A 24,800-nucleotide genomic window follows, 5' to 3' on the forward strand; every position below is an offset into this window, starting at 1 on the left:
CTCGCAAGCTCGCTCGTTCAGGATGACAGACGCTTTGCTGACCGCTGACGCAAACGTCGAGGGGCAGCAGATAGCGCGAACGTTGACGGTCAGCGGGTGAGGTCCTTCGCTGCGCTCAGGATGACAATTGGAACTTGCATACTTTCCCCATGACCCATGACCCATGACCCATGACCCATGACCCATGACCCATGACCCATGACCCATGACCCACGCCCCCCCGTCTGGCTCCTGGACCTGGGCCGCGTCGAGTACGGCGCGGCCTATCAGCTGCAGCGGCGGCTGCTGGAGGAGCGTGACGCCGGCCGCGTGCCCGACCTGCTCCTGCTGGTCGAGCACCCGCCGGTCATCACGCTGGGCCGGCGCGGCAGCCGCGACGACATCCTCGTCGGCCGGGACGCGCTCGACGCCGAGGGCATCGCCGTCCACGAGACCAATCGCGGGGGGCTGGTCACCTACCACGGGCCGGGGCAGATCGTCGGGTACCCTATCGGGAAACTGCGGGAGTTGGCCGGCGACGCCCCGACCTACGTCTGGCGTCTCGAAGAGATGATCTCCCGTGCCCTGGCTGACTGGGGGATCGTGGCGCGCCGGGACGCTGCCAATCGCGGCGTCTTTGCCGGCGAGGGCCTGCTCAGCGGCAAGATCGCCGCCATCGGCGTGGCCGTCAGCAAGAGCATCACCATGCACGGCTTTGCCCTGAACGTCTCTCCGAACCTCGACCATTTCGGCCTGATCGACCCGTGCGGCATCGGCGACCTGGGCGTCACGTCGATGCAGCGCCTCCTCGGCAGCGCCCCGCCTCTCGACGCCGTCCAGGTCAGCCTGGTGCGCCGCTTCGCCGAGGTCTTCGACCGCGCCGTGCAGCCTGCGCCAGAGGCACTCTGGAGCCTGATCAGCCGTTGGGACATGCTCGAAACCATCGGCGCGGGAAAATCCGAGTAGATTGCTCCTGGTTTTCTGCGCCCCTGGTACAATACCGGAGGCGCAGGCTCTCACCGCCGCGCCGACATTTCCCTTCAGGCTATCCCGTGCTGCTCTGTGCACGTCCCACACGTGCTGCCCACGAGCCGCACGCTCTAGAGGAGAGACTGTTCATGGCGACGGACCCCCGCCGAGAAGAGGTGTTGCGCGCCCTGCGCACCGTTCAAGACCCGGATCTCCACCGCGATCTCGTCTCGCTGGGCATGATCCAGGATCTGAAGATCGAGGGTGACCGCGTCAGCTTTGCTATCGTCCTGACCACGCCAGCCTGCCCCGTCCGCGACACCTTGAAGGAGCAGAGCGAGCAGGCCGTCCGTGCGATCCCCTGGGTTGGCGGCGTCAGCGTGGCGATGGACGCCTCGACGCGGACCGGGCGCGGCATGGGCAACGAGCAGTTGATCCCGAACGTCAAGAATGTCATCGCCGTCGCGAGTGGCAAGGGCGGCGTCGGGAAGTCGACCACCAGCGTGAACGTGGCGCTGGCCCTGGCCGACACCGGCGCGAAGGTCGGCCTGCTGGACGGCGACATCTACGGCCCGAACATCCCGCTGATGATGGGCCTGAAGGAGAAGCCGCAGCTCCAGAGTGAGGGCGGCAAGATCATCCCCTGCCGCAGCTACGGCATCCGCCTGATGTCCATCGGGTTCTTCTTGAACGAGGACAAGCCCGTCATCTGGCGCGGGCCGATGGTGCACGGCGCGATCCAGCAGTTCCTGCGCGATGTGGACTGGGGCGACCTGGACTACCTCGTCATCGACCTGCCGCCCGGCACCGGCGACGCGCCGCTCAGCCTCTCGCAGTTGATCCCGCTGTCCGGCGCGGTCATCGTCACGACGCCACAGGATGTGGCGTTGCAGGACGTGTCCAAGGGCATGGCGATGTTCCGCCAGCTTGAGGTGCCGCTGCTGGGCGTCGTCGAGAACATGAGCTACTTCATCTGCCCGGGCTGCAACGAGCGCCACGACATCTTCGGCGAGGGCGGCGGTACGAAGATCGCCAACCAGTTCGGGGTGCCGTTTCTGGGCAAAGTGCCGCTGCAGCAGCGCGTCCGCGAGGGCGGCGACCAGGGTCGGCCCGTGGTGGTGACGCACCCGGACTCACCCGAAGCAGCCGCGTTCCGCGAGGTAGCTGGCGCAATCGCCCGACAGGTCAGTATCCTGGCAGTCGCAGGACAGGGCGCGTTCGTGCCGGCCCTGACTTTGACCTTGAAAAAGTAGGAGGAGACTGTGTCAGAGGTCTCCGCAGCGCTGCTCGCGCTGGGGCAGCAGGTTCTTCAGCGGCAGGAGCCGGGGGAGCAGCCCGGGGTGTGCTTCGCAGCGATTCCGCTGATCATCCCGGCTGCCGTCATCGTCGCGTATCGAATCACGCGCGGCATGAAGCGGCTGGCCGCGCGATCGGCCTGATCCGGCTGGCGGCGCCGTGCACCCAGAAGAGCGGCTCACGCCCCCGGGCGCGCTTCGGCGCCCGGGGGCTGTTTGTGCCCTGGTATACTCACCGGTGCGACGGAGGAAGGGCGGCCGCTTACCCTGTTTCGGCAGGGTGAGAGGAAAGTCCAGACAGCACAGAGCGAGGTGCCCGGCGTAAGCCGGGGTCGGGTAACCGATAGCTAGAGCCACAGAGACCAATGCCCGCCCGAAGCGCCTCGGCGTGAACGGCGGGAGTGAAAAGGGTAATCCTCCCTGCTGCAACCTCAAGCACGGCCGTTGACGCTGCTCGCAGAGGCCGGGGTAGAGGGCACTCCGAGCGATCGGAGGCTCGGCGGGCGACCGCCGGGCAGATAGATGGTCGCCTGAAACAGAATCTGGCTTACTCTCCTCCGTCGCACCCTTCGCCTGCCAGACCGTCCGCGCCGACGCTCCATCGACCGCGCCCGGCGGTCGTTTCGTCGAGGCGGATCGCGTATCATCCGCCCGTGTCTCGGTACCTCTGGCGTCTGATCGCCGTCTCACTCGCGCTGGCCGTCGTGCTCGGGGCTGCACCGGCCACCCAGGCCCAGCCATCCGCTCCGCGCTACGGCACGCCCCGCGCCGACGGCGACTACGAGATCCCGAACGGCTGGTTCTACACCCAGGCCGCGCCCGGCCAGCACGGCAACGGCTACCGCGTCGCCAACGAGGCCGGCATCCCGTTCTGGGACGCCTTCCAGGCCCAGGGCGGCGTCGAAAAGCTGGGCTATCCGCTGACCCGCCGCTTCACCTGGAACGGCACGGTCGTTCAAGCGTTCCAGAACGGCGCGCTGCGGTGGCTTCCTACCGAGAGCCGCGCCGAGCTTCGCCCGCTGCGGGATATCGGCGATCCGCCGGCTGATGCGAAGCGCGCCGAGCTGCCCCTGGCGTTCGGGGGCGAGGCCCAGCGCAAGCCCTGGTCCGGCTGGTGGTGGCCCGCCAACGACGTGGTCGGTGGGCCGCGCCTGTTCGACCTCGACGGCCCGCTCGCTCGCTACGACCGGTATGTAGAGTCACTGGGCAAGCCTGACCCTGAGACGGTCGCGTGGGAGCGCGCCGAGATCCGCTTCTCCGGGCTGGCCTGGGCCGGCCACTGCAACGGGTGGGCCGCGGCGGCGCTGCTCGAACCGGAGCCCAGCCGCGAGCGGACAGTCAACGGCATGACCTTCAGCGTGGCCGACCAGAAGGGACTGCTCACCTCCTACCATTTCGCAGACGCGGCCGCCTGGGCGGTCGGCAGCGAACAGGTCGATGTCGGTCCGGCCGACTTTCACAGAGCGGTCACGGCGTGGATCGGCGGCGAGCGCAAGGGCGCGGTCTTCACCTACCGCCCGGTCGGCGAGGAGATCTGGAGCTACCCGGCCTATAAGTTCGAGACCGAGATCGGCCCAGATCCCCAGGAGGCGAACCTCTGGCGAGTCAGGACGACGGTCTGGCTGGTCGACAACAACGTGCCAGCCGGCTTTGTCGGGAGCAGCCCCTGGCCAGCCGCCGCCGGCAAGGTGCTGGAGTACACGCTGACCGGGCCCGATCCGCACCGTCCGACCGGCGGCGCGTGGAGCCCGCGCACCGACGGTCGTTTTGCGCGACCGTTCATGGTCTGGTACCCCGACCCGGGCAGCCGCAACCTCGGTCGGCAGCTCGCCAGCCCGAACCTCGACTACGGGCTGATTCGCCAGATCACGCGTGGGCCAGCCCCGAAGCCCCTGTTCGATCCGCGACCTCGCCTCGACGGCGGATCGCTGGCGCCGCCGGAGGTCGTCCCGCCTGGCCGCTTTGGGAGGTAGGCAGCCATGTCCCAGGATCGCGCTGGCATCGTCGTTCGTGCGGCCACGGCCGCCGACGAGGCGTCGGTCGTTGACGGCATCAACGCGCTCCTCGCGGAGCTTGGGGGTCGCACACTCGACGCCGCCAGCGCCGGCGCAGCGTTTCGGGCACTCCTTGACAGGCCGGCAACCGGCTGGGTGCTCGTCGCCTGCCCGGCCGTCCCGAGCCGGTCGTCCGAGGTCGTCGGCCTTCTGACCGTGTCGGTCCAGCACGCGATCAGAACGCGCGGACCGTACGCACTGATCCAGGAGTTGTGGGTGTCGGAAGGCGGGCGCGGCCTGGGCGTCGGACGGGCGCTCTTCGAGGCATGCGTTCAGCAGTGCGCTGAGCAAGACATCTCGGTCGTCGAGGTCGGCTTGCCGAGCGAGCGCTTCCCTGAGTTCGCGTCAACGCAGGCGTACTACCGGGCGCGTGGATTCGTCGACACCGGACCACGTATGCGGTGGACGGCCCCGAAGCTGGCCGGCTCGTAGGCAGCGCGCCCGATGCGCCACTACGGGTCGCGGATCAGCGACGCGCCGGCCAGCGCCCCGACGCCCGTCGCGATCACGTTCACGACGTCGTTGGTGATCCAGGGCACGCCGCGCACGAGCAGTCTTTGCACTCCGCAGTGCGCGCCCCCGGCCTCTGAAGGATCGCCGCAGACCACGCAGACGTAGCTCGCCTGCACCGTGTCGCCGGCCAGCGAATCCGCCAGCGACCCCGCCAGGCCCGCCACAATGGCCGCGACCACAGTTCCCCAGCGTCGCCGTGAGGCCAGTGCCCAGACGCCGCCGATCAGCGCCGCGCCGACCCCGGCCGCGGCCCACCCGAGCGGCGTGACCCCGCCCGACACACCCGGCCGGACCGGATCGCCGGTCAGAATGGAGCGCGGTGGCGACGGCGAGCGCACGCCGATCTCGCTGGCCCAGGTGTCGGCGGCGGCAGCGGCCAGCGCGCCGAGCGCCATACTCCGCCCGGACGGGCAGCCCGCCGCCGACAGCGCCACGCCAAGCGCTGCGAAGCCGCCGTTGGCGAACACCTGCACGGCGTCACGCTGGTGGCCCCTGGCCGCGACCAGCTCGCCGGCCACGGCCTTGCGGCGGGAGAGTGCGCTCCCTGAGACGAAAAAGGCGATCAGGCCCAGGCTGGCCGGCCAGCCGCCAAACCCGAACGTCGACGCCCCGACACCCGTAGCCGCGATGGCCCCATCGAGGGTCAGGGCTCGGCGCTGCCACCCCAGACCGGCCACGAGCGCGCCCAGCCCGAGCGACACCGCCACCCGCCGGGGCATGCGTTTCAGCCGCCCGTCGGGCCGGGCGGTGGCAGTGGACCGACGAACGCCCTGCTGGGCAGCGTCCCCGCCTCGGCCCGCTCGATCAGCTCCGTCATCGCGCTGCGAGCCGCCAACGTGTCAGCCGCGCTGTACTGGCTCGCCGCCAGCTCGGTGAACTCGTCCTCGTCCAGTACGAGATACCGGTGGTCCGGCCAGACCCAGAGATCGAGCGCGAGATCCACGAAGGTCAGCTCGGTGCCATCGACCTTCGCCGGGGCCGTGATGTTGCAGTACCAGCCCTTCAGGTCGCCGGCCGCCGAGTACACCTGGAACACGTTGTACCAGCGGTCGAAGTAGTACCACTCGTAGAAGACGTCGCCCTTCTCGAAGCGGACGTACCCCAGATCCCGCCCGTCCCGCTCGAAGACCGCCGTGAAGAACAACTGCTCGTCGTCGCGGTGGATCTCCCGGCCGATCCAGCGGTAGCTCCTCGTGCCGTCGTAGAACAGCTTCTGAATGACGAGCGGCTTTGCGTGAGGGGCGTCGTCGGCCGGAATGTGTGCGCCGCTGGTGGTCATGCCTTCGCCTCAGATGTGCTGGTCGTGTATGAGCGGGCGGCGGCCACCCGATTCGCGATCATCGCGGCGCTGGCTCCGGCGCCCACCCCGTTCCCGATGTTGACGACGGTCAGGCCCGGCGCGCAGGTCTGGAGCATCGTCATCAGCGCCGCCACGCCCTCGCCGCCGAGGCCGTAGCCGACGGGCGTCGGCAGACCGATGACCGGCACATCCACCAGCCCAGACACCACCGAGGGCAACGCGCCGTCCATGCCGGCCGCCACGATGATGACGTCCGCGCCAAGCTCTCGCAGCTCGCGGAGCGGCCCGGCCAACCGGTGGATGCCGGCCACGCCCACGTCGTAGTAGGCGCGGACGGTGCAGCCCATCTCGGCGGCCACCACCTCGGCCTCTTCGGCGTAGGAGATATCGGAGGTGCCGGCCGTCAGCACGCCGACGATCCCGCCCGGTCGCGGTGGCTGGAAGGTCGGGCGCTTGAGGATCACGATGCCGGAGCGCCCGCGCACCACGATCTGGCAGTCGGCGTGCTGCTCGCGCAACTGGTCGACGAGCGCCTCCGGCGTGCGGCTGAGGATCGCCCGGCCGCGCGCGTCCAGGAAGACCTGCACGGCGGCCAGCGTGTCCTCTGGCCGCTTGCGGTCGGCCAGGATCACCTCGGGCACGCCCTTGCGATGCTCGCGGCCGGTGTCGGCACGCACGGTGTCGTCGCCGGGGCGCGATCCGCCCGTGGTGATGTCGAGACCCTGCCAGCCGTGCAGCAGTCGGTCGAGGCCGTCACTCATACCGGGGATTATAGAGGCGGCCATGGCGCCAGATCCGACCATCCCGTAGCGACGAGCCGTGCCGTCGATGTATCTTTGTCAGCAGCCGGCAGAACGGACCTCGTTCCGGGGGTCTGCTACACTTGCCGACAGATCGCCCCATGTCAGCATGGAGATGCGCCGATGGTCTTCAGCCCGATTCCCACGTCCGAGCTGATCCAGCAGGATCGCGAGCATCTGATCCACCCGCTCTACCATCCAGACGAGCACGAGTCGCCCATCATCTTTGCCCAGGGCAAGGGCGCGATCCTCACAGACGTTGAGGGCCACGAGTACATCGACGGCCTCTCCTGTCTCTGGAACGTCGCCGTTGGGCACGGACGCACCGAGCTGGCCGAGGCCGGCGGGCAGCAGCTTCAGACCCTCGCCTACGCCAGCAACTACACAGGCTTCTCGAACATCCCGGCCATTCAGCTCGCCAGTGAGCTGATGAAGGTGGTCTACCCGAATCTGCGGGCCGTCTACTTCACAAGCGGCGGCGCGGAGTCGAACGACTCGGCCTTTAAGACGGTCCGTTTCTACTGGAAGGCGAAGGGCAAGACCGACAAGACCAAGATCATCTCGCGCCAGTGGGGCTACCACGGCGTGACCATCGGCGCGATGAGCGCGACGGGCATCCCGTCGTACCACAAGAACTTCGGTCCGATGGTGCCCGGCCACATCCACATCCCGGCCCCGTACTACTACCGCGCCGACACCACGGCGAACTGGGAGGAGTACGGCGTCGAGGCCGCGAACGAGCTTGAGAAGGCGATCCTGGCCGAGGGTCCGGATACCGTCGCGGCGTTCATCGCCGAGCCGGTCCAGGGCGCTGGCGGCGTGATCCCACCCCCGCCGACCTACTTCCCGCGCATCCGCGAGATCTGCGACAAGTACGACGTGCTCTTCATCGCGGACGAGGTCATCACGGGTTTCGGGCGCACCGGCAAGTGGTTCGCGCTGGAGCACTGGGGCGTTCAGCCCGATATCCTGAGCTTCGCCAAGGCGATCACCAGCGGCTACCTGCCGCTCGGCGGCATCGTCCTGTCGGAGAAGATCCACCAGACGATCTTGGACGTCCCGGCTACCGAGAAGTGGATGCACGCGTACACCTACTCCGGGCACCCGACCTGCTGTGCGGTCGGGCTGGCGAACCTCCGCATCATGGTGGAGGAGAAGCTGCCGGAGCGGGCGGCGGTCCTGGGCGAGCGGCTGCTCGAAGGCTTCAAGCAGTACACCGACCACCCGGCTGTCGGCGATGTGCGGGGCCTTGGTCTGATGGCAGCCATCGAGCTGGTGTCCGACAAGAAGACCAAGGCGGCCTTCCCGGCCTCGGCGAAGGTCGCGGACCGGCTGGCGCAGGAGTTCCGGGCGCGCGGACTTTACACCCGTGCGCGCGGCGAGGTCATCATGATGGCGCCGCCGCTGATGATCCCTGAGGAGACGCTGGACAAGGCCGTCAAGATCATCGGCGACTCCATCGACGCGGTCTACCGGGCCGTCAAGTAGGAGCCGTCCACTGACCGCCACACTCTTGCAGGGACGTCCGGTCGCGGATGCGATCTGGGCCGACGTCGAGCGCCGAGCCGCCGTCCTTCGGGATGGCGGCTCGCCTGCGCTGACGCTGGCGATCGTCGAGGCGGCCGACGATCCCGCTTCGGCGGCCTACCTGCGGCAGATTCAGCGGCTGTTCGAGCGGCACGGCCTCCTGACCGCCCGCCACAAGCCGGCCGAGCCGACGCAGACGGCCCTCAACAGCCTGCTCGAACGGCTGTCCGGCGACGCCGCCGTGCACGGCATCCTGTTGACCCAGCCGCTGCCGGCAGGCCTCAACCTGGAGGCAGCGCTGCGCCATCTCTCACCTGAGAAGGATGTCGAGGGCGTTCACCCCTGGAACGCCGGCTCGCTGGCCCAGGGTCGTCCGAAGCTGGTCCCCAGCACGCCCCTGGCCGGCATGGAGATCCTCGCGGCGAACGGCGTCGAGCTACGCGGGAAGCATGCCGTCGTCGTCGGTCGCAGCCCGATCGTCGGTCGGCCGCTGATTCAGCTCCTGCTGCTGGCCGACGCCACCGTCACGATCTGCCACACCCGGACCGTCGATCTGCCGAGCGTCACCCGTCAGGCCGATGTGCTGCTGCTGGCGGCCGGCCGCGCCGACCTGATCGACGGCACGATGGTCCGGCCGGGGGCGGTAGTCGTGGACTTCGGCATCAACGTCCTGGGCGATAAGCTCGTCGGCGACGCGGCCTTTGACAGCGTGTGCGACGTGGCTGGCAGCATCACGCCGGTGCCCGGCGGCGTCGGACCGGTCACCAACGCGGTGCTGGCCCGCAACCTGGTGCAACTCGCGGAGCTGGCCGCCGGCGGCTGAACCGATGGGCAGCCCCGGGTCGGGCCGTCTCCAGCGCAGAATTGATGCGCGGTCGCTGCTCGCGACGTACCATTGCGAGCAGGAGGCACCCAGGCGCCATGCATCGGTTGACCGCGCTTTCGCTCGCCGCGTTGACGGCCTTGACCCTCGCCTATGGCACGGTCACAGCAGCACCTGCCGCCCCGATCACGACCGATTTGGCGCGGGCTGCTGTCGCCGGCCTTGCCGCCGAGGCGTCGGCGGCCCAGGCTGACGCCTTCGAGGTTCGCGCCGAGAACACGCCGACCTTCAGCGGCGTGGCCGCCAACCAGCACGTCCAGGCGCTGGCTGTCACCATCGGCAGCCGGCCGGCCGGCGCGGCCGTGCAGGATCAGACCCATCAGTACCTGTTGAGTCAGCTCCAGGCGATGGGCTACCAGGCGGAGCTGCAGAGCTTCCCGATCACCGCGTACCAGGATCGCGGATCGCGGCTGGCGGTCTCCGCGACCGGCACGTCGGTGGACGTGAACACGATCCAGTACTCGATTGGCGGCGACGTGCAGGGCGTGCTGGTCGAGGCCGGGCTTGGCCGTCCCGAGGAGATGGAAGCGGCCGGGGTGGCCGGCCGGATCGTCCTGGTCAACCGGGGCGACATTCGCTTCGTGGACAAGGTGAACGCAGCCACGGCAGCCGGCGCCCTGGGCGTCGTCATCGCCAACAACCAGCCGGGCAACTTCAACGGCAGCCTGATCGGCACGTCCACGATCCCGGCTGTCAGCGTCTCGCAGGCGGACGGCGAGACGTTGCGGCAAGTGGCACAGGCGGGCGGCTCGGTGCAGATCACGGTGGACGCATCGGTCGCCCAGACGACCGGCGCGAACGTCGTAGCGACGCGCCCGGGCGGACCGCGGACCCTGGTGGTCGGCGCACACATCGACTCGGTGTCGGCCGGCCCGGGTGCGAACGACAACGGCTCGGGGACGGCCGTCATGCTGGAGCTTGCCCGCGTGATGGCGTCCCGCCCGACGCCATTCACGCTCAAGTTCGTCGGCTTCGACGCCGAGGAGATCGGGCTTGTTGGCAGCAACTACTACGTGTCGCAACTGTCCGAGGCCGAGCGACGCAGCGTCGTCGGCATGATCAACCTGGACATGGTCGGCGTGGGCACAGAGAGCCGTGTCGGCGGGTCAGACGGCATGGTTCGCCTCGCGCGCGCAGCCGCGACGGCGGTCGGCCTGCCGGTGGGCGAGATGGGCGAGGCCGGCGCCAGCGATCACGCCTCGTTCATCCGGGCCGGCATGCCGGCCCTCTTTATCTACCGCTCGAACGACCCAAACTACCACTCTCCGAACGACCGTGCTGAGTACATCGATCCGGCCAACCTCCAGATCGCCGGCCAGCTTGCGCTGGACGTGATCTCGGCGCTGGAACGCGGTGAGTAGCGGCCGGTGACCGCGGGCCCGGCCGGCTCCGGCGGCCCTCACAGCCCCGGCCGGCTCGACGTGTGGGGACAATCTCGGGTGCATGTCTGGGTCAGCGGTCGGGTCCAGGGCGTCGGGTTCCGCTTCGCGACGGTCGAGACGGCCCAACTGCTCGGGCTCGGCGGGTGGGTTCGCAACCTGGGGGACGGACGGGTGGAAGCCGTCTTTGAGGGTCCGGCCGCCGTCGTGGCGAAGGCCGTCGCGTGGTGCCATCGCGGACCTGCCGGCTCGTGGGTCTCCGATATCGAAACCCGTCCCGAGCAGCCCATCGGCGAGTCGAGCTTCCGCACCCGCCCGACTGACTACGCCGGGGAGGGATGATGCGCGCGAAGCCGGCCGCCCTGCTGCCCGGCGCGGAAGCGTTCGAGTTCCCTGGCCACAGCGACCTGGGGGTCGTCCTGATTCACGGCTTCACGGGTGCGCCGGCCGAGATGCGGCCGGTTGGCGAGTACCTCGCGCAGCACGGGGTTGCGTCGGTCGGCGTGCGCTTGCGGGGCCACGGCACGCACCCGAACGATATGCTCGGGTGCTCCTACGGGGACTGGGTGGCGGACGTCGAAGCGGTGGTGGACGATCTGCTGACTCGCTGCGAACGGGTTGTGCTGGTCGGCCTCTCGATGGGGGGCACGCTGGCATTGAACGTGGCGGCGCGCCACGCCGATGATCCGAGGATCGCAGGGGTCGTCCCGATCTGTGCGCCACTCGTCCTGGATGACTGGCGGCTGGGGCTTGTCAAGTACGTCGCGCGCGTCGTGCGCTGGCAGGGTTGGGGACTGCCCGACATCAAGGACCGAGCCGGCTGGGATCGCCACGTCGGGTATCGGCGCTTTCGGCTCACGGCGCTCGCGGAGCTGATCGCGCTGATGCGTGAGACGCGCGCCCTGCTGTCAGGCGTCCGGCAACCGCTCCTGGTGCTCCAGGCGACCGACGACCACGTCGTTCCGCCACGCAACGCCCAGTTGATTCACGACGGCGTGAGCAGCGCGGATCGGGGCGTGATGTTGCTGGACAATTGCTATCATGTGGTGACGGTCGATCACGCCGCCGATCGAGTCAGCGCGGCGACACTCCAGTTTGTGGAGCGTCTCGCCGGCCGTCCGGCCCCGCTGCCGAGCGTGTGACCGATGTGGCCGTTGCCATCTGCCGATTCTCTGACTCCGACGGTGTCCATGTTCGCCCTTGAGAACCCGCTTACCGTACGACGCATGGTCACGGCCGGCGCCACGATTCTCGGCCTTGCCGGGCTGCTCGCCGCCCTTGGCGAATACGGCCACCGCCAGATCACGCGCTCGCACCGCACCGACTTTCGCGATGACCCCGGCCGCTGGGGCCTGAACGACGCGCAAGAGATCGACCTGACGACCCGCGACGGCGTGCGGCTGCACAGCTGGGTGTTCCGCTCGCCGGAGTCAGTCGGGTCGGTCATCGTGCTGCACGGCCACGGCGGGAACAAGCACACGGTCCTGCCGCTGGCGCGCATGCTCTACCCACGGTACAACGTGCTACTGCTCGACCATCGCGGCCACGGCGACAGCGACGGTCTCCGCACCACTATCGGCTACGAGGAGCGGCTCGACGTGCATGCCGCCGTCGAGTATCTGCTGGAACAGGGGCTGGGGCCGGTCGGCATCTACGGCATGTCGATGGGCGGCGCGACGGCGATCCTGGCCGCCGCCGAGGATCGGCGCATCTCCGCGGTGGTCGCAGACAGCCCGTATGCCCGGCTGCGCTGGGCGGTTGGGCAGGTGGCCCGACTGCGCGGGTACCCGGGCTTCATCGCGCCCGGCATCGCCTGGATCGGCTGCTTCGCGACGGCGTTCCACCTGCGGAACAGCATGGCCTCGTTTGACCCCGTCGAGGTGGTGGATCAGATCGCGCCACGTCCACTGCTGCTGATGCACGGCACAGACGACGAGATCATCCCCGTTGTCAGCGCCCGCATCCTGTATGAGAAGGCTGGCGCGCCGAAGGAGCTGTGGCTCCAGGACGGACTCAAGCACTGTCGCGCGCTCGACGAGTGCTTCGACGAGTTCAGCCGTCGGGTCGTCGCGTTCTACGACCGCTGGCTGGCAGCGCCAGAGCACGGCGCGCCGCCCGCTCGGCCGGCCGGCGCCGCGACCAGCTCAGGCTAGCGCGCCGCGGACCGCGCCGAGCGGGCGATCATGGTGTCGGCCAGCCAGCCGCCTGCAAACCCGCCGATCAGGTGGATCAGGTCGCCGAGGATCAGGCCGCCCATGTCCATCGGACCAAGCACCTGGTGGCCGTACTTCGTGGCGAGGTCGATCTCGGCGTACGCCTTGATCGACGCCCCGACGACGATGAAGATCACCGCCATCGCGATGCCCTGGACCGCGCCCATCCGGCCAGCAATCCGCCCTGCCACGAACGCCCCGATGAACATCGCGATGAACATCAGCGCGGCCCGCGCTCCGAGGTTCGTCTCCAGCGTCTCGGCGGTCACCGCGCCGAGGATCCAGGCCAGCGCCACCGTCACCACCGTGCCGACCAGCACCCCGCGCCACGAGATGACGCTGACGAGGCTGCTGTTCTCCTCCTCGGGCGAAGCGTCGATCTGCCGCTCTGGAGCGACCGGCGGAATAGTCTGTGACATGGAGTCTCCGTAAGGTCAGACTGCTGTCAGATCGTACCATGCGGCCCGTGCCGACTGGCGCGACGGTCCTGGCCCGGACAGCGTCGTTCGAGGCGGCGGATCGTGCCCATGCTATCATCCAACCAGATAGCGCGCGCCTGATACGTACCACGCGCAGTCCGCCGCGACGATCCTCGGCAGACGTCAGGACGCAGGCGCGTCCCCTCCCTTCGCCCCAAGCCCCGCTATGTCGTCGGAGCAACTGGATGAAGATTGTCGTCACGGTCAAGCAGGTTCCCGACCCGGACATCCCACCTACGCACTTCAAAGTCGATGAGGCTGCGCGCACGGTCGTGCCGCCGTCAGGGGTCGCGCCCGTCATGAACGGCTACGATGGGAACGCGCTCGAAGCCGGCCTGCGGCTCAAGGAAAAGTACGGCGGCACCGTCACGGTCGTCACCATCGGTGCATCTGAGGCCCGCGACACGCTCAAGCGCGCGATTGCGATGGGCGCTGACGGGGCAGTCCACGTCAACGATCCGCAGCTTGCGAGCGCCGACAGCTCGACCATCGTTGCCACCCTGGCCGCTGCCATCAAGAAGATCGGCGAGTTCGACCTGATCCTCGCCGGCCGCCAGGCGAGCGACACCGACGCCGGCCAGGTGCCGCTCGGCGTCGCGGAGCTGCTCGGGCTGCCGTCCGTCGCACCGGTCATCGCCATCGAGCAGGCCGGCGCCGGCCTGAAGGTGAACCGGCTGGGCGACGACGGCTACGAGGTCGTCGAGGTCGGGTTGCCGGCCCTGCTGGCCGTCTCCAGCGAGATCGGCGAGCCGCGCTACCCGCCGTTGCGCGGGATCATGGCGGCCGGCCGCGCCAAGATCCCGGAGTGGACGGCGGCGGACCTCGGCATCGATCCCGCGGCCACGAAGCGGTCGACGCTCCGGCGGCTCTACGTCGAGCAGCGCGAGGCGCGGGTCGAGCTGATCGAGGCCGACACGCCCGAAGAGGCCGGCGTCCAGCTTGCCAATCGCCTGCGCGACGCGAAACTGATCTAGCCGCCCGACGCCTCACGGCGCTCGCAACTCCTGGAGGAGAGCAGATGTCTGAGAAGGGCGGCGTCCTGATCGTCGCCGAAACAGCCGAGGGCGGCCTCGCGCCGATCTCTGCCGAGCTGCTGGCGGCAGCGCAGCAACTCGCAGGGAGCCTCGGCGTCTCGACCACCGCCCTGCTGGTCGGCAGCGGCCTGGGTGCCGCCGCCGATGAGCTTGCCGCACTCGGTCCGGGCAGCGTCCTGGTGGCCGACGACGACCGGCTGGCTGATCTGCAGCCGGATGTCGTCGTCTCGACGCTCGCGGCGGCCGTCGCGGCCTGCGAGCCGAAGGTCGTGCTGTTTGGCCACACCAGCGCGTTCCGCGAGAGCGCCGTGCGCCTCGCGTACCGTCTGGGCGCGGCGATCACGACCGACGCGACCGCCGTCCGGGTGGAAGACGGCACTGTCGTCCTGACGAAGCCGGTCTACGGCGGGGCTGCCATCGCAGAGTACGCCAGCGACGGCCCGCTGACCATCGCCACCGTCCGGCCGCGCGTCTACGAAGCCGTCACCGGCGGCGGCAGCGAGGCCGCCATCGAAGCCTTGACCCTGCCCGCCGACCTCGCCTCGCGGACGCGGGTGCTGGAGAACGTCCGCGAGGCCGCGTCGAGCGGTCCGCGCCTGAAGGATGCGAAGATCGTCGTGTCGGGTGGGCGTGGTGTGGGCGGCCCGGAGAACTGGCCGTCCGTCGAGGAGGCGGCAGCCGCGCTCGGGGCGGCCGTGGGCGCGACCCGCGCCGTCACGGATGCCGGCTGGGTGCCGCCGACCCATCAGGTCGGCCTGACCGGCACGACGATCTCGCCAGATCTGTACGTGACCGTGGCCATCTCGGGAGCCGTCCAGCACATCGCAGGCTGCTCCGGCTCGCGCAACATCGTGGCGATCAACAAGGATCCGGACGCCAACATCTTCCGCCACGCCCGCTTTGGCGTGGTCGGTGACTATGCGAAGGTGCTGCCGGCCTTCACGCGCCGAGTGAAGGAGCTGCGGGGTTAGGCGCATGCCTGGAACGACGCGGCGGGGAGGGTTGCTCTCCCGCCGCGGGGCGTGCGCTCGCCTGGTTGCCCTCAGCTGGACGCTGGCGGCCTGCCGACAGGACACCCGACCGGCACAGCTTCGGGGACTGGTGGTGGACGTTCGCATCGCGACGTTCACCCAGATCCAGGGGTTCTCGCTGCGAACGGATGATGGCTCGGTCTACGAGCTGATCGTCGAGGGCGACGTCGGGATCTCGCCCGGCCATCTCCGCGAGCACATGCTCCTGGGCGAGCCGGTCATCGTGACAGTGCGCTACGCCGACGATCTTCAGATCGCCACTCGCGTGGACGACGCCGAGGCCGCGCCATAGTACTCCACCGCGCAGAAGGCGGCGTCGTACCCATCATCCCGAGCGGAGCGAGCGTGCGAGCGCAGTCCAGGGATCTTCCCCTGGACACCCCTGCGAGGAAGATCCCTCCGCTCCGCTCGTTCCTCGTGTAGCTTGCCCTGAGCTTGCCGAATGGGGTCGGGCTGACACACCCCTCACATCCAGCATGGCAACGTACGAGCCTCCCAGCGTCCTATACGAGCTGGGAGATGGCCGCGTCGATCTCTTCGACCGTCGCGATGCCGTCGAACCGCTCCACCACAATGCCGTTGCGGTCCACGAAGAACATCCACGGCTCGCTGGGCAGCCTCCACTCGGTGACGGCGTCGGCCAGCACCTGGTTGCGCGGATCCTTGAAGATCTCGACGTGGACGAACGCCGCCCGATCCTGGTGACGCGGTCGGGCCTGCAGGAGCACGTTCAACTGTGGCGCACAGGTGGCGCTGGTGCAATACCCAGGCGTCGCGAACAGGATCACGGTCGGCTTGCCGGCCGCCAGCACCTGATCCAGACTTGTTGTGTGCAGCTCGCAGGGCGGCGCGGCGCTGCAGAGATCGGCCGGGTCTTTCACGTCGGCCGGGGTCAGCGTCCTGGACCGGATCGCCGGGCTGCCAATCGTCGGCGCGCTGCCCGTCGCCTTGACCTCGAAGCCGGAGCGGATGACCCGCCGCTGGCCCTCGCGCTCCACCGTCGCCTCGATGCCCCAGCGTCCCGGCGCATCGAACTCGACCGGGGCCGTGTAGATGCCTTTGGCCTGCTGCTCGACCCAGCGAAACGTCGCCGGAGCCTCGGCGCGCTTGGTGCCCTCCGTGCCGTTCAGTTGATAGAAGCCGAGCGACACCTGGGCGTTGACGATCGGCTTGTTGCCCTCGTCGATGATCCCGATGGCGAATCGGTTGCGCCCGACCACCAGCTCAGAGGTCGCCATCACGATGGTCGGACCGGCCGGCTTCGGTTTGGCGGCGGCCGTCGGCGGGGCCGGCGGTGGCGCGGCGCAGGCTGTCAGCGCCAGGCCGGCCGCTGCGAGCGGCACGCATTGCAGGAGGCGTCGGCGCGAGATCGCACGGTGATGTGTGCTCATGGTTCACCCGAGAGTACGCGCAGCGCCCTGCGGACGGATGTCCTACGCTGCTGAAGATAGCCGCCGACACGGCTCGCGCGACACTACCATACACCCATGTCCTCAGAGCAGTTCGCAGAGCAGGTGTACGCCCTGGTGCGTCTGGTGCCGCCCGGACGGGTCACCACCTACGGGACCATCGGGCAGGTACTCGGGCGATTCCGGAGCGCACGGCTGGTCGGCTGGGCCATGCGCCACTGTCCGGACGATGTGCCAGCCCATCGCGTGGTCAACGCCCAGGGCGTGCTCAGCGGCGGCTGGGCGTTCGGGCACCCGAGCGTGCAGCGGGCGCTGCTCGAAGACGAGGGCGTGCGTTTCACGGGGCCAGTGCAGTGCGAGCTGGCGAGACACCGCTGGCCCACCGACGACGAGGCCGCGCAGCTCGACCGGCCGGCCGATCCGTGATGCGCTCGTGGCGACGACATCGGAGCGGGCTAGCTGTTGGCTGCGTAACATAAGCGACACCGCACTGTCGCGAGATCGTTCTGGAAACACGTTCCCAGAATCGGCCCGACCAGCGTTTTCTGACGAGTCGACGTGCGTATCATCCTCTCGGAGGCCCTGTGAAGAACGTTGCGCCTGCACTCGCCGCCTTGCTGGCCGGAGCCGCGCTGTTCGCGGCGCCGATCAGCCAGGCCGCCCCGCCGCCGGCGAGCGAATCGGTCCAGCAAGTGCAGCCGGTAGCATCGCCGGCCCCCGCCCGGCCGGCCGCGTCGATCACCTCGCCGTTCCGCGCGAAAAGCCCGGAATACGGGATGAACATCTTCGTGTGGGGCAACCCGACGACGACGGATCGTGACCTCAGTCGCGTCCGCGACGCCGGATTCACCTGGCAGAAGACGTTGTTCAAGTGGCGCGACATCGAGCCGGTGCGCGGCCAGTACGACTGGGGCGAGGCCGACCGCGTCGTGCGGGCGTCGAAGGCCGCCGGGGTGAAGATCATCGCCCGGCTGGACTTCCAGCCCGACTGGGCGCGGGCCGACCGCGCGCACAATGGCCCGCCCGACAACTACGACGATTTCCGACGCTTCGTCGGCGAGCTGGCGAGCCGGTACAGCGCGAACTCCGAGATCGGGCCGCTCCAGGCGATCGAGGTCTGGAACGAGCCGAACCTCGCGCGCGAGTGGGGCAACCAGCCGCTCACGCAGGCCTCGGCCGGCGAGTACGTGCAGTTGCTCAAGGCCGCCTATGAGGCCACCAAGGCCGTCGATCCGAGTATCGCCATCGTGACGGCGGGCCTCTCCCCGACGGGCTGGAACGACGAGACGGCCCGTCCGGACGACATCTACCTCCAGTGGATGTACGACGCCGGCGCAAAGGCGTACTTCGACGTGCTCGGCGCGCATGGCCCGGGCTTCAAGGCCCCACCGAACATCAGCCCAGACGAGGCCGCCACCAGCCCGCTCTGGGGCGGACACCGCTCGTTCACCTTCCGGCGGGTCGAGGATCTCCGCCAGATCATGGTGGACAATGGCGACGCCAACAAGCAGATCTGGCTGCTGGAGTTCGGCTGGACGACTGACGAGGTCAACCCGGCCTACGCCTGGCACCGCGTCACCCCCGACCAGCACGCCGAATACCTGGTGGCGGCCTACAAGTGGGCGCATCAGAACTGGTCGCCGTGGATCGGCGTGATGACGCTCTGGACGCTGCCTGACCCGCAGTGGGGACCGGAGCGCGAGGAGCTGTGGTGGGCCGTTGGCAACTCGGACGGCAGCGACCGGCCGGCGCTGACCCGCCTGCGCGCAGCCCGGCAGTCCGGCGAGCTTCCGTAGCGCAGCACCGTTCGACGTAGTCGGGCATCGACAACCCAACGGCCCCGTTTCGTGCAGGCGAGCCGGGGCCGTTCTGCACCCTGACCACGTTGGCAGCATGCCCTCCGGAAGCCCGAGGCGGGCGGGGCATCACACAGGGCGATTGCACGTTGAGCAGGTTGCGCAGCGCCGTCGGGGCTTGAAAGCCCCGCCTACCATCCTGCAGTCGCTTCGCGACGCTCCGGTCTCACCTGTTGCCGCTGCTCCCGGCGTCCGTCGCGCAGCGACGGAGTGAGTGTAGGCGGGGGTTTCAACCCCCGACGGCGCGTTGCATGGCGTTGCGGGAACATCAACGAACGTGCAATCGCCCTGGGGCATCACACCCGCCGGTATCACGAAGGTGCTACAATCGGCCGGCGATCACCTTCCCCCGAGGCAGATCCTGGTGCGTTCCTACAGGCTGGCGGACGAGACGCTGGACGACGACGAGGATGGCTACCCGCGCGTGGTGTCGATCACGCCGGGGTCGCGATCCCGAGGGGGCGCAGGCCGCCGCGAGCCGTGGACACCCGGAGGCGCCGTGACGCCAGACTCGCCGCCGCGCGCCGCTGCGCCGCAAGCGCCACCCCTCCAGACGGGCCTGACCCGCGCTCACCGGTTGATGCTGCTCGGGTTCGGGGTGGTCTGCGCCGGCATGGTGCTCGGGATGGTGCTGGTGCGGATCTGGGACGACGCGAGCCGGGCCGTGGCAGCCCTTCCGCCGGAGGGCACGGCTGCACCAGCCCGCCCGGTGGCCACGGCGCCGGCGCCGCCTCCGGCAGAATCCGCACCGCCCCAGGCCGATCCCGCGGCCGGGCAGCCACAGCAGGGCGCGGTCACCACCGAGATCCGCGTGATTCAGCCGAACTACACGGTCGTGCCCGGCGACACGCTGAACAGCATCGCCCGGCGGCACGGCTCGTCGCTCGACGCGCTGGCGTCGATCAACAACCTGGAGAATCGCAACTCGCTGTCGGTCGGTCAGCGGCTGATCGTCCCGTAGGCGCAGGCGGCGGCGTCGTTCGCGTTGGGATGAATGTGCAATCCCAGGTTCTCACATTTGTGCGTCCTTCGTGACGTGACGAAACACCAGCCGCCGGCTATACTCGCTGTGCCTGCTGCAGCGTTCGCGCTGCCCGAGCCATGCTCGACAGCCCGGCCGGAGGTTCCGTGTCCCAATCGATAGCTCGCCGACGCGCGACCCGTGCGCGTCCGTCGGCCGACCGGGGCCCGGCAGCCGTGCCACGCGGCGCTGTCCCGAAGTCGTCATTCCGTCCAGGAAGCCGCCCGCCGCGCCACGGCCCGTTTTTCGGGTTGCGTGGCCGCTCCATCGCCGCCGCCCTGGCTGCGTACGTGCTGGTCGGCGCATTCATCGGCCTGGCCGGCTGGAAGCTCACCGAGACGGCCGTCGAGACGATGCAGTCGTCCGAGGTGGCCGCGGTGATGGCTCAGCCTGAGGTGGCTGCTGTCGCTGCGCCGCCGCCCGCTCCACGCGGGCCACACCTGGACGTCGCGCTGCTCAACCTGCTGGAGCGGCAGGCGCCGGCCAATGGGTTCGTGGGCCTCTACGTGCGGAATCTGACGACGGGCGCAGAGGCCAGCATCAATCCGAATCGGGTCTTCCCGGCGGCAAGCTTGTACAAGGTGCCGATCATGGTCGAGGCGATTCGACAGATCCGGCTGGGGCGGATCTCGGCGGATCAGACCTTTGTCGTGCAGAAGGCGCACTGGGTCGGCGGTTCGGGCGTGCTGCAGAGCCGCGTTGGGGACGCCATCGAGGTGCGCGAGCTGCTGCGCCTGCTGATCGCCGAAAGCGACAACATCGCGGCCATGATGTTGATCGACATTACGGGCCTGAACAACGTCAACCAGACCATGCGCGGCCTGGGCCTCAACGCCACCTCGCTGGCCGATTTCCGGGCGCAGAACGCCAACAACGGCCTCGGACCGTATGTCAGCAGCCCGCAGGACATGGCGATGCTGCTCGACACCATCGCGACCGGGCGGCTGGTCGATCAGCAGACGTCGGACGAAGCGCTGAAGCTGCTGTCGCTCAAGCAGGCCAGCGACCTGCTCGGCGAGGCGTTGCCCTGGGACGTCAAGGTGGCCCACAAGTGGGGCGAGATCCCCGGCGCGCGCCACGAGGCCGGGATCATTCTGACGCCGAAGTACAAGTACGTCATCGTGGTGATGACGGAGAGCGTCGATCCGCGCGGCTCACCCAGCTACATCCGCGACCTGTCGAAGTCGGTCTACGACTTCTTCGAGCAGCAGACGATGGCGACTGCCGCCGCGCCCGCGCCTGCCTCCGGCGAAACGACGGCCGGCCAGTAAGTCTCGCGCGGCACACGGCACCGTGCGCGTGACGGTCGGCGGGCCAGACGTCGGGCGTCAACCCGATGCCGGCTACACGTACGGGTTGCCGACCGTCGCCTGCACGATTTCCAGCACTTCTGTCACGTCGAACGGCTTGCCCAGCAGGTAGGCCAGTTTCTTCCGCTCGCCGGCCGGCAGAATCTGCGTAAACGCCGAGATCACGACGATCGGGATGTCGCGGGTGCGCGGGTCCGCCTTGAGGCTTGCCAGCACCTCGTGACCGTCGCTCCCTGGCAGCGCGAGATCGAGCGTGATCAGGTCTGGCTGATGCTCCCGGGCCAGCGCGACGGCCGTCTGCCCATCCAGCGCCGGGATGGCGCGGTAGCCGCGATCTTCGAGCAGATCGACCAGCAGACTGCTGACCGATTCGTCGTCCTCGACGACCAGCACACGCTTCGCGGAACGGGTTGTCCGCCGGGAGCGGCCGGCGACCGTGGATGAATCGCTCGTGTGCGCGTCCCGCGAGTCAGCGCTCTGGCTGTCCGCCTGCCCGGTGCGCCGCTGGTCGTGCTCCACGCTTCCTGCCTCGCCGAGATTCACCGATCCGCCGCCCGCCAGCCAGGTGGCTGCCTGACGAGCGGCCCGGTCGCGCGTGATCCCGCACGGGAGCACTCCGGTACTGGTGCCGAAGGGGGGACTCGAACCCCCATGAGTGTTACCTCAACGGTGTTTGAGACCGTCGCGTCTGCCATTCCGCCACTTCGGCCTGAGGTCTATTGTACTGGAGCGGCCGCCTCCGTGCGCGATACTCCATCGGCCGTTCTCAGGACACCCCGTCAGCTTCGTCCGTACTGTCGTCGTCATCTTCATCGTCGTCGTGGCGGCTCCTTCGGCCGGTCCACATGATGACGAGGTAGGCCAGCCCGAGACCCACGGCTACCATCAGGACTTCATCCCAGCCGCCTTCATGGAGCAGCAAGAGCAGCGGCGTGGGCACGCTATCGAGCATGGTGGGCGGCCAGGTCCGTCAGGCTCCAGCGCTCGTCGTCAACCCGAGCGCGGCCCTCGTCCTCCAGCTTGAACAGGTGGGCCTGCAGGTTCCGGCCGGCGTGGCCGTGGAGCGCGGGCGCAAGGCCAGGATAGATCCGTTCCACCATAGCTGGGATGAGCGCAACGCCGTGCGCGAGGGCGTCCAGTACCTGCCGCTCGCGCTCGGCTCGATGCTCGATGTACTCGGCCAGCTTGCCGGGGCCGTCTGCGACGACCGGTCCGTGCCCTGGATAGAGCACCATCGGCGTCAGATCGGCCAGCAGTTGGAGCGAGGTGAGCGAGGCCGCCAGCTCGCCCTGTCCCGGCCCGACCACCAGGCTCCCTGTCCCGGCGACGAGGTCGCCCGTGAACACGCAGCGCTCCGGTTCGAGCAGGAAACAGACGTGATCCCAGGTGTGCCCGGGTGTGTGGAGCGCCGTCAGCGAGGCATCCGCGAACTCCATCCGCGTGCCGTGCCCGAGCGGATGATCGACGCCCGGCAGGTCCGGGTGGCCGGCAATCGGCATCCCGAGCCGCTCGCGGAGGCGGCGAGCGGCCGGCAGATGATCGTCGTGATGGTGGGTGACCAGCGCGATGGCCGGCTTGCCCAGGCGTCGGAGGTTCTCGACAATCGCTTCGACGTGCTCGGGGAGGTCCGGACCGGGATCGATCACCGCCACCTCGGCCCGACCGACCAGGTAGGTGTTGGTGCCGGTCAGCGTCATGGGCGACGGATTGGGGGCCAGCACGCGCGCCACCAGCGGCGACAACTGCTCGGCGTCACCGGCCATCGTCAACAGTCCTCCAGGTCTGACGGCGTCCGACAGGGCGATGCGCCGCCACGATTCGGCCTACCATGGCAGATCCGCCCCGCCGATGTCCCAGCCGCCATGGTCGCGGATCGGCACCACCGTACGGATGGCTTTGGATCGGGCGAACTGCAACAGCGCCCCGGCCGTCTGGCAGCGTGAGATCACCCGAAGATGCTCGGCGGTCACCGAGACCAGCGTGGCCGTGCGGGCGTCGGCACGCGCCAGCATGTCGGCGGGAGCGAACCAGCCACCCTCGACCGTCTCGACGCCGCAATGCGACGCGGTCTGTTCGGCCCGATCCTCGGCCACGAAGAAGCGTGTGTCGTAGCGGCGCGGCGAGACGGCGGGCGTGATCCAGTGCGAGAAGTAGATGAGGTGCTCGGGGGTCAGGGCCAGCCGCCGTTCCCGCGCGATCTGGATCAGGCTGCTGCCGGCCTGCACCCGCGGTCGCAGCGCCGCCAGCGCCGTGCACGATTCGGCATCGAGCGGCGCATCCGGCCGTTCGCCAGCGTACGCCAGCAGGACGCCGGCCTCCTCGAACAGCTCCCGCAGGGCCGCCACGTGCAGCGCGAGACTGTCGCCGGGAGTGTCTGGCTGTGCGCCGCCCCGCGCTCCCAGGCGTGCGTGGGCGGCCTCAGCCGTCAGGCCCGTCAGCGGCGGTTCGCCGCCAGGGGCGCGGTCGTCGGCTCGAACCGTCCCGCCGGGAAAGACGTAGGCATCCGGGGCGAAGCGGGCCGACTGACCGCGCCTGACCATGAACAGTTCCAGGCGACCGTCCGCGCCATCACGGGCCAGGATCACGGTCGCAGCCAGCCGTGGCGTCACCGGCACGTCGGTGTCCGGGCCGTGTAGCCGATCGTCAGCCCAGGTCGACGAGGATCTGTCCATCTTCGACCTTCACGGCGTACTGGGCGACACGGGTGTACCCTTCGGGCCAGCAGGAGCGGCCCGTGCGCGGGTCGAACCGCCACTGATGCCACGGGCAGACCAGTTGTCCCTGCTCCAGCCGCCCCCGCCCGAGTGGGCCGCCCTGATGCGGGCAGCGGTTCGTCAGGGCGAACCACGCGCCGTCCAGCCGTACGACCACCAGCTCGCGGCCTTCGACCACGTACTCACGGCGCTGGCCATCTGCGAGGGCATCGGCTGGCCCGACCGGCACATAGCGCGGCGCCCGGCTCACGATCCGACCTTCCCGGCATGGCGACGACTGCTCACGTCCTGAGTATACGAGCGGCGACGTCGGGGGGTGAGGGGCTATTGCCGCAACTCCTCGTCAAACACGATCAAGTCCCGACGCGCAGGGCGATTGCATGTTCGTTGACGTTCCCGCAACGCCATGCAACGCGCAGGCGGGGGTCGAAACCCCCGCCTACACTCGCTCCGTCGCTGCGCGACGGACGCCGGGAGCAGCGGCAACAGGTGAGACCGGAGCGTCGCGAAGCGACTGCAGGATGGTAGGCGGGGCTTTCAAGCCCCGACGGCGCTGCACGGCAAGCCCAACGTGCAATCGCCCTGTCCCGACGCGGCTGCCGGATGGCGAGCAGGGGCCGCCTGCTATCATCGGATGTCCATGATGCACTGATGGAGGACGTCGATGATCTACGAGCTCCGCATCTACGAGGTGGTTCCAGGCCGACTGCCGGACCTCAATCGTCGTTTTGAGACGATCACCACCAAGATCTGGGACCGCCTGGGCATCAAGCAGGCCGGCTTCTGGACCGCCGATGTCGGCACCAGCAACGAACTGATCTACCTGCTGGCCTGGGAGAGCCTGGCCGAGCGCGAGCAGAAGTGGGGCAAGTTCCAGGCCGATCCTGAGTGGAACGAGAAGCGCGCCAAGACCGAGGAGAACGGTCCCATCGTGGCGCGCGTCAGGAACAGCTTCCTGCGTCCGACCTCGTACTCGTCGGTCCAGTAGCCGGGAGGAGGGCGCTCGCCGGCTCGGCCGGTGGTCGCCCTCCTGG

The 24,800-nt window shown here is 69.1% G+C and carries 29 protein-coding genes, 1 tRNA gene and 1 other RNA gene; 20 read left to right on the forward strand and 11 right to left on the reverse strand.

Going from position 1 to position 24,800, the window contains the following annotated elements:
- Positions 1-198: 198 nt before the first annotated feature.
- The 6 genes from lipB (at position 199) to IT306_00985 (ending at position 4,729) form a co-directional block, all read left to right on the forward strand.
- Positions 199-945 carry a lipoyl(octanoyl) transferase LipB gene (lipB, locus tag IT306_00960; protein MCC7366959.1) on the forward strand — a complete coding sequence of 249 codons (747 nt, stop codon included), beginning with the start codon at positions 199-201 and terminating at the stop codon, positions 943-945.
- A 152-nt stretch (positions 946-1,097) separates the two neighbouring features.
- On the forward strand, positions 1,098-2,201 hold the full coding sequence (apbC, locus tag IT306_00965; protein MCC7366960.1) for an iron-sulfur cluster carrier protein ApbC: 1,104 nt from the start codon (positions 1,098-1,100) through the stop codon (positions 2,199-2,201).
- Between the two features lie 9 nt (positions 2,202-2,210).
- Positions 2,211-2,387, forward strand: a complete 177-nt coding sequence (locus IT306_00970; GenBank protein ID MCC7366961.1) for a hypothetical protein — start codon at positions 2,211-2,213, stop codon at positions 2,385-2,387.
- A 98-nt stretch (positions 2,388-2,485) separates the two neighbouring features.
- An RNA gene (rnpB, locus tag IT306_00975) (RNase P RNA component class A) lies at positions 2,486-2,809 on the forward strand.
- 87 nt (positions 2,810-2,896) lie between these two features.
- Positions 2,897-4,216 (forward strand): hypothetical protein, encoded by a 1,320-nt coding sequence (locus IT306_00980; GenBank protein ID MCC7366962.1) that lies wholly within the window; start codon positions 2,897-2,899, stop codon positions 4,214-4,216.
- Positions 4,217-4,222: 6 nt separating this feature from the next.
- On the forward strand, positions 4,223-4,729 hold the full coding sequence (locus IT306_00985; protein ID MCC7366963.1) for a GNAT family N-acetyltransferase: 507 nt from the start codon (positions 4,223-4,225) through the stop codon (positions 4,727-4,729).
- Between the two features lie 20 nt (positions 4,730-4,749).
- Here IT306_00985 and IT306_00990 read toward each other — a convergent pair whose 3' ends face one another.
- Genes IT306_00990 through larB form a run of 3 tightly spaced genes read right to left on the reverse strand, consistent with a single transcriptional unit; the run spans position 4,750 to position 6,871 of the window.
- Positions 4,750-5,529, reverse strand: coding sequence for a DUF92 domain-containing protein (locus tag IT306_00990; GenBank protein MCC7366964.1), 780 nt, complete (start codon positions 5,527-5,529; stop codon positions 4,750-4,752).
- Between the two features lie 5 nt (positions 5,530-5,534).
- Positions 5,535-6,089, reverse strand: coding sequence for a DUF402 domain-containing protein (locus IT306_00995; protein ID MCC7366965.1), 555 nt, complete (start codon positions 6,087-6,089; stop codon positions 5,535-5,537).
- Complete coding sequence (gene larB / locus IT306_01000) at positions 6,086-6,871, reverse strand: nickel pincer cofactor biosynthesis protein LarB (GenBank protein ID MCC7366966.1); 786 nt, start codon at positions 6,869-6,871, stop codon at positions 6,086-6,088. The genes IT306_00995 and larB overlap by 4 nt, the downstream gene beginning before the upstream one ends.
- A gap of 162 nt (positions 6,872-7,033) precedes the next feature.
- On the opposite strand from larB, the gene IT306_01005 reads away from it, so the two are divergent.
- The 6 genes from IT306_01005 (at position 7,034) to IT306_01030 (ending at position 12,852) form a co-directional block, all read left to right on the forward strand.
- Positions 7,034-8,398, forward strand: a complete 1,365-nt coding sequence (locus tag IT306_01005) for an aspartate aminotransferase family protein (protein MCC7366967.1) — start codon at positions 7,034-7,036, stop codon at positions 8,396-8,398.
- A gap of 10 nt (positions 8,399-8,408) precedes the next feature.
- On the forward strand, positions 8,409-9,260 hold the full coding sequence (locus IT306_01010) for a bifunctional 5,10-methylenetetrahydrofolate dehydrogenase/5,10-methenyltetrahydrofolate cyclohydrolase (GenBank protein MCC7366968.1): 852 nt from the start codon (positions 8,409-8,411) through the stop codon (positions 9,258-9,260).
- 98 nt (positions 9,261-9,358) lie between these two features.
- Positions 9,359-10,681, forward strand: a complete 1,323-nt coding sequence (locus tag IT306_01015) for a M20/M25/M40 family metallo-hydrolase (protein ID MCC7366969.1) — start codon at positions 9,359-9,361, stop codon at positions 10,679-10,681.
- A gap of 60 nt (positions 10,682-10,741) precedes the next feature.
- Positions 10,742-11,041 (forward strand): acylphosphatase, encoded by a 300-nt coding sequence (locus IT306_01020; protein MCC7366970.1) that lies wholly within the window; start codon positions 10,742-10,744, stop codon positions 11,039-11,041.
- Positions 11,041-11,841, forward strand: a complete 801-nt coding sequence (locus IT306_01025) for an alpha/beta fold hydrolase (GenBank protein MCC7366971.1) — start codon at positions 11,041-11,043, stop codon at positions 11,839-11,841. Before IT306_01020 ends, IT306_01025 begins: the two co-directional genes overlap by 1 nt.
- Before the next feature lie 48 nt (positions 11,842-11,889).
- Complete coding sequence (locus IT306_01030; GenBank protein MCC7366972.1) at positions 11,890-12,852, forward strand: alpha/beta fold hydrolase; 963 nt, start codon at positions 11,890-11,892, stop codon at positions 12,850-12,852.
- Here the strand turns inward: IT306_01030 and IT306_01035 are convergent.
- The gene (locus IT306_01035; GenBank protein MCC7366973.1) at positions 12,849-13,331 is read right to left on the reverse strand and encodes a hypothetical protein; all 483 of its coding nucleotides are present in this window, start codon (positions 13,329-13,331) and stop codon (positions 12,849-12,851) included. The two genes, IT306_01030 and IT306_01035, sit on opposite strands and share 4 nt — an antisense overlap.
- Positions 13,332-13,576: 245 nt before the next feature.
- Here IT306_01035 and IT306_01040 point away from each other — a divergent pair, with 245 nt between their 5' ends.
- Genes IT306_01040 through IT306_01050 form a run of 3 tightly spaced genes read left to right on the forward strand, consistent with a single transcriptional unit; the run spans position 13,577 to position 15,748 of the window.
- Entirely contained in the window at positions 13,577-14,365 is a 789-nt protein-coding gene (locus tag IT306_01040; GenBank protein ID MCC7366974.1) for an electron transfer flavoprotein subunit beta/FixA family protein, read from the forward strand.
- A 44-nt stretch (positions 14,366-14,409) separates the two neighbouring features.
- A complete protein-coding gene (locus IT306_01045; protein ID MCC7366975.1) occupies positions 14,410-15,396 on the forward strand; it encodes an electron transfer flavoprotein subunit alpha/FixB family protein in 987 nt (328 codons plus the stop codon).
- A 4-nt stretch (positions 15,397-15,400) separates the two neighbouring features.
- Positions 15,401-15,748 carry a hypothetical protein gene (locus IT306_01050; GenBank protein MCC7366976.1) on the forward strand — a complete coding sequence of 116 codons (348 nt, stop codon included), beginning with the start codon at positions 15,401-15,403 and terminating at the stop codon, positions 15,746-15,748.
- A 211-nt stretch (positions 15,749-15,959) separates the two neighbouring features.
- On the opposite strand, the gene IT306_01055 is transcribed toward IT306_01050, so the two are convergent.
- Positions 15,960-16,847: a hypothetical protein gene (locus IT306_01055; protein MCC7366977.1), complete on the reverse strand. Its 888-nt coding sequence runs from the start codon at positions 16,845-16,847 to the stop codon at positions 15,960-15,962.
- A 96-nt stretch (positions 16,848-16,943) separates the two neighbouring features.
- Between IT306_01055 and IT306_01060 the strand changes: the two genes are divergently transcribed.
- The 4 genes from IT306_01060 (at position 16,944) to IT306_01075 (ending at position 21,013) form a co-directional block, all read left to right on the forward strand.
- Positions 16,944-17,291: an MGMT family protein gene (locus tag IT306_01060; protein ID MCC7366978.1), complete on the forward strand. Its 348-nt coding sequence runs from the start codon at positions 16,944-16,946 to the stop codon at positions 17,289-17,291.
- Positions 17,292-17,449: 158 nt separating this feature from the next.
- Positions 17,450-18,661: a cellulase family glycosylhydrolase gene (locus tag IT306_01065; protein MCC7366979.1), complete on the forward strand. Its 1,212-nt coding sequence runs from the start codon at positions 17,450-17,452 to the stop codon at positions 18,659-18,661.
- Positions 18,662-19,301: 640 nt separating this feature from the next.
- On the forward strand, positions 19,302-19,682 hold the full coding sequence (locus IT306_01070; protein ID MCC7366980.1) for a LysM peptidoglycan-binding domain-containing protein: 381 nt from the start codon (positions 19,302-19,304) through the stop codon (positions 19,680-19,682).
- A gap of 236 nt (positions 19,683-19,918) precedes the next feature.
- On the forward strand, positions 19,919-21,013 hold the full coding sequence (locus tag IT306_01075) for a serine hydrolase (GenBank protein ID MCC7366981.1): 1,095 nt from the start codon (positions 19,919-19,921) through the stop codon (positions 21,011-21,013).
- A gap of 72 nt (positions 21,014-21,085) precedes the next feature.
- On the opposite strand, the gene IT306_01080 is transcribed toward IT306_01075, so the two are convergent.
- The 6 genes from IT306_01080 to IT306_01105 form a co-directional block, all read right to left on the reverse strand.
- Positions 21,086-21,571: a response regulator gene (locus tag IT306_01080; GenBank protein MCC7366982.1), complete on the reverse strand. Its 486-nt coding sequence runs from the start codon at positions 21,569-21,571 to the stop codon at positions 21,086-21,088.
- Positions 21,572-21,675: 104 nt separating this feature from the next.
- Positions 21,676-21,761 (reverse strand) — tRNA-Leu (locus IT306_01085).
- Between the two features lie 57 nt (positions 21,762-21,818).
- The gene (locus tag IT306_01090; protein MCC7366983.1) at positions 21,819-22,004 is read right to left on the reverse strand and encodes a hypothetical protein; all 186 of its coding nucleotides are present in this window, start codon (positions 22,002-22,004) and stop codon (positions 21,819-21,821) included.
- The gene (locus IT306_01095) at positions 21,994-22,815 is read right to left on the reverse strand and encodes an MBL fold metallo-hydrolase (GenBank protein MCC7366984.1); all 822 of its coding nucleotides are present in this window, start codon (positions 22,813-22,815) and stop codon (positions 21,994-21,996) included. The genes IT306_01090 and IT306_01095 overlap by 11 nt, the downstream gene beginning before the upstream one ends.
- Before the next feature lie 60 nt (positions 22,816-22,875).
- The gene (locus tag IT306_01100) at positions 22,876-23,724 is read right to left on the reverse strand and encodes a hypothetical protein (protein MCC7366985.1); all 849 of its coding nucleotides are present in this window, start codon (positions 23,722-23,724) and stop codon (positions 22,876-22,878) included.
- Positions 23,696-24,016, reverse strand: coding sequence for a Rieske (2Fe-2S) protein (locus IT306_01105; GenBank protein ID MCC7366986.1), 321 nt, complete (start codon positions 24,014-24,016; stop codon positions 23,696-23,698). Before IT306_01105 ends, IT306_01100 begins: the two co-directional genes overlap by 29 nt.
- A 414-nt stretch (positions 24,017-24,430) precedes the next feature.
- On the opposite strand from IT306_01105, the gene IT306_01110 reads away from it, so the two are divergent.
- Positions 24,431-24,754 (forward strand): NIPSNAP family protein, encoded by a 324-nt coding sequence (locus IT306_01110; protein ID MCC7366987.1) that lies wholly within the window; start codon positions 24,431-24,433, stop codon positions 24,752-24,754.
- Positions 24,755-24,800: the final 46 nt, after the last annotated feature.

This window comes from Chloroflexota bacterium (assembly GCA_020850535.1).
GTDB lineage: Bacteria > Chloroflexota > UBA6077 > UBA6077 > JACCZL01 > JADZEM01.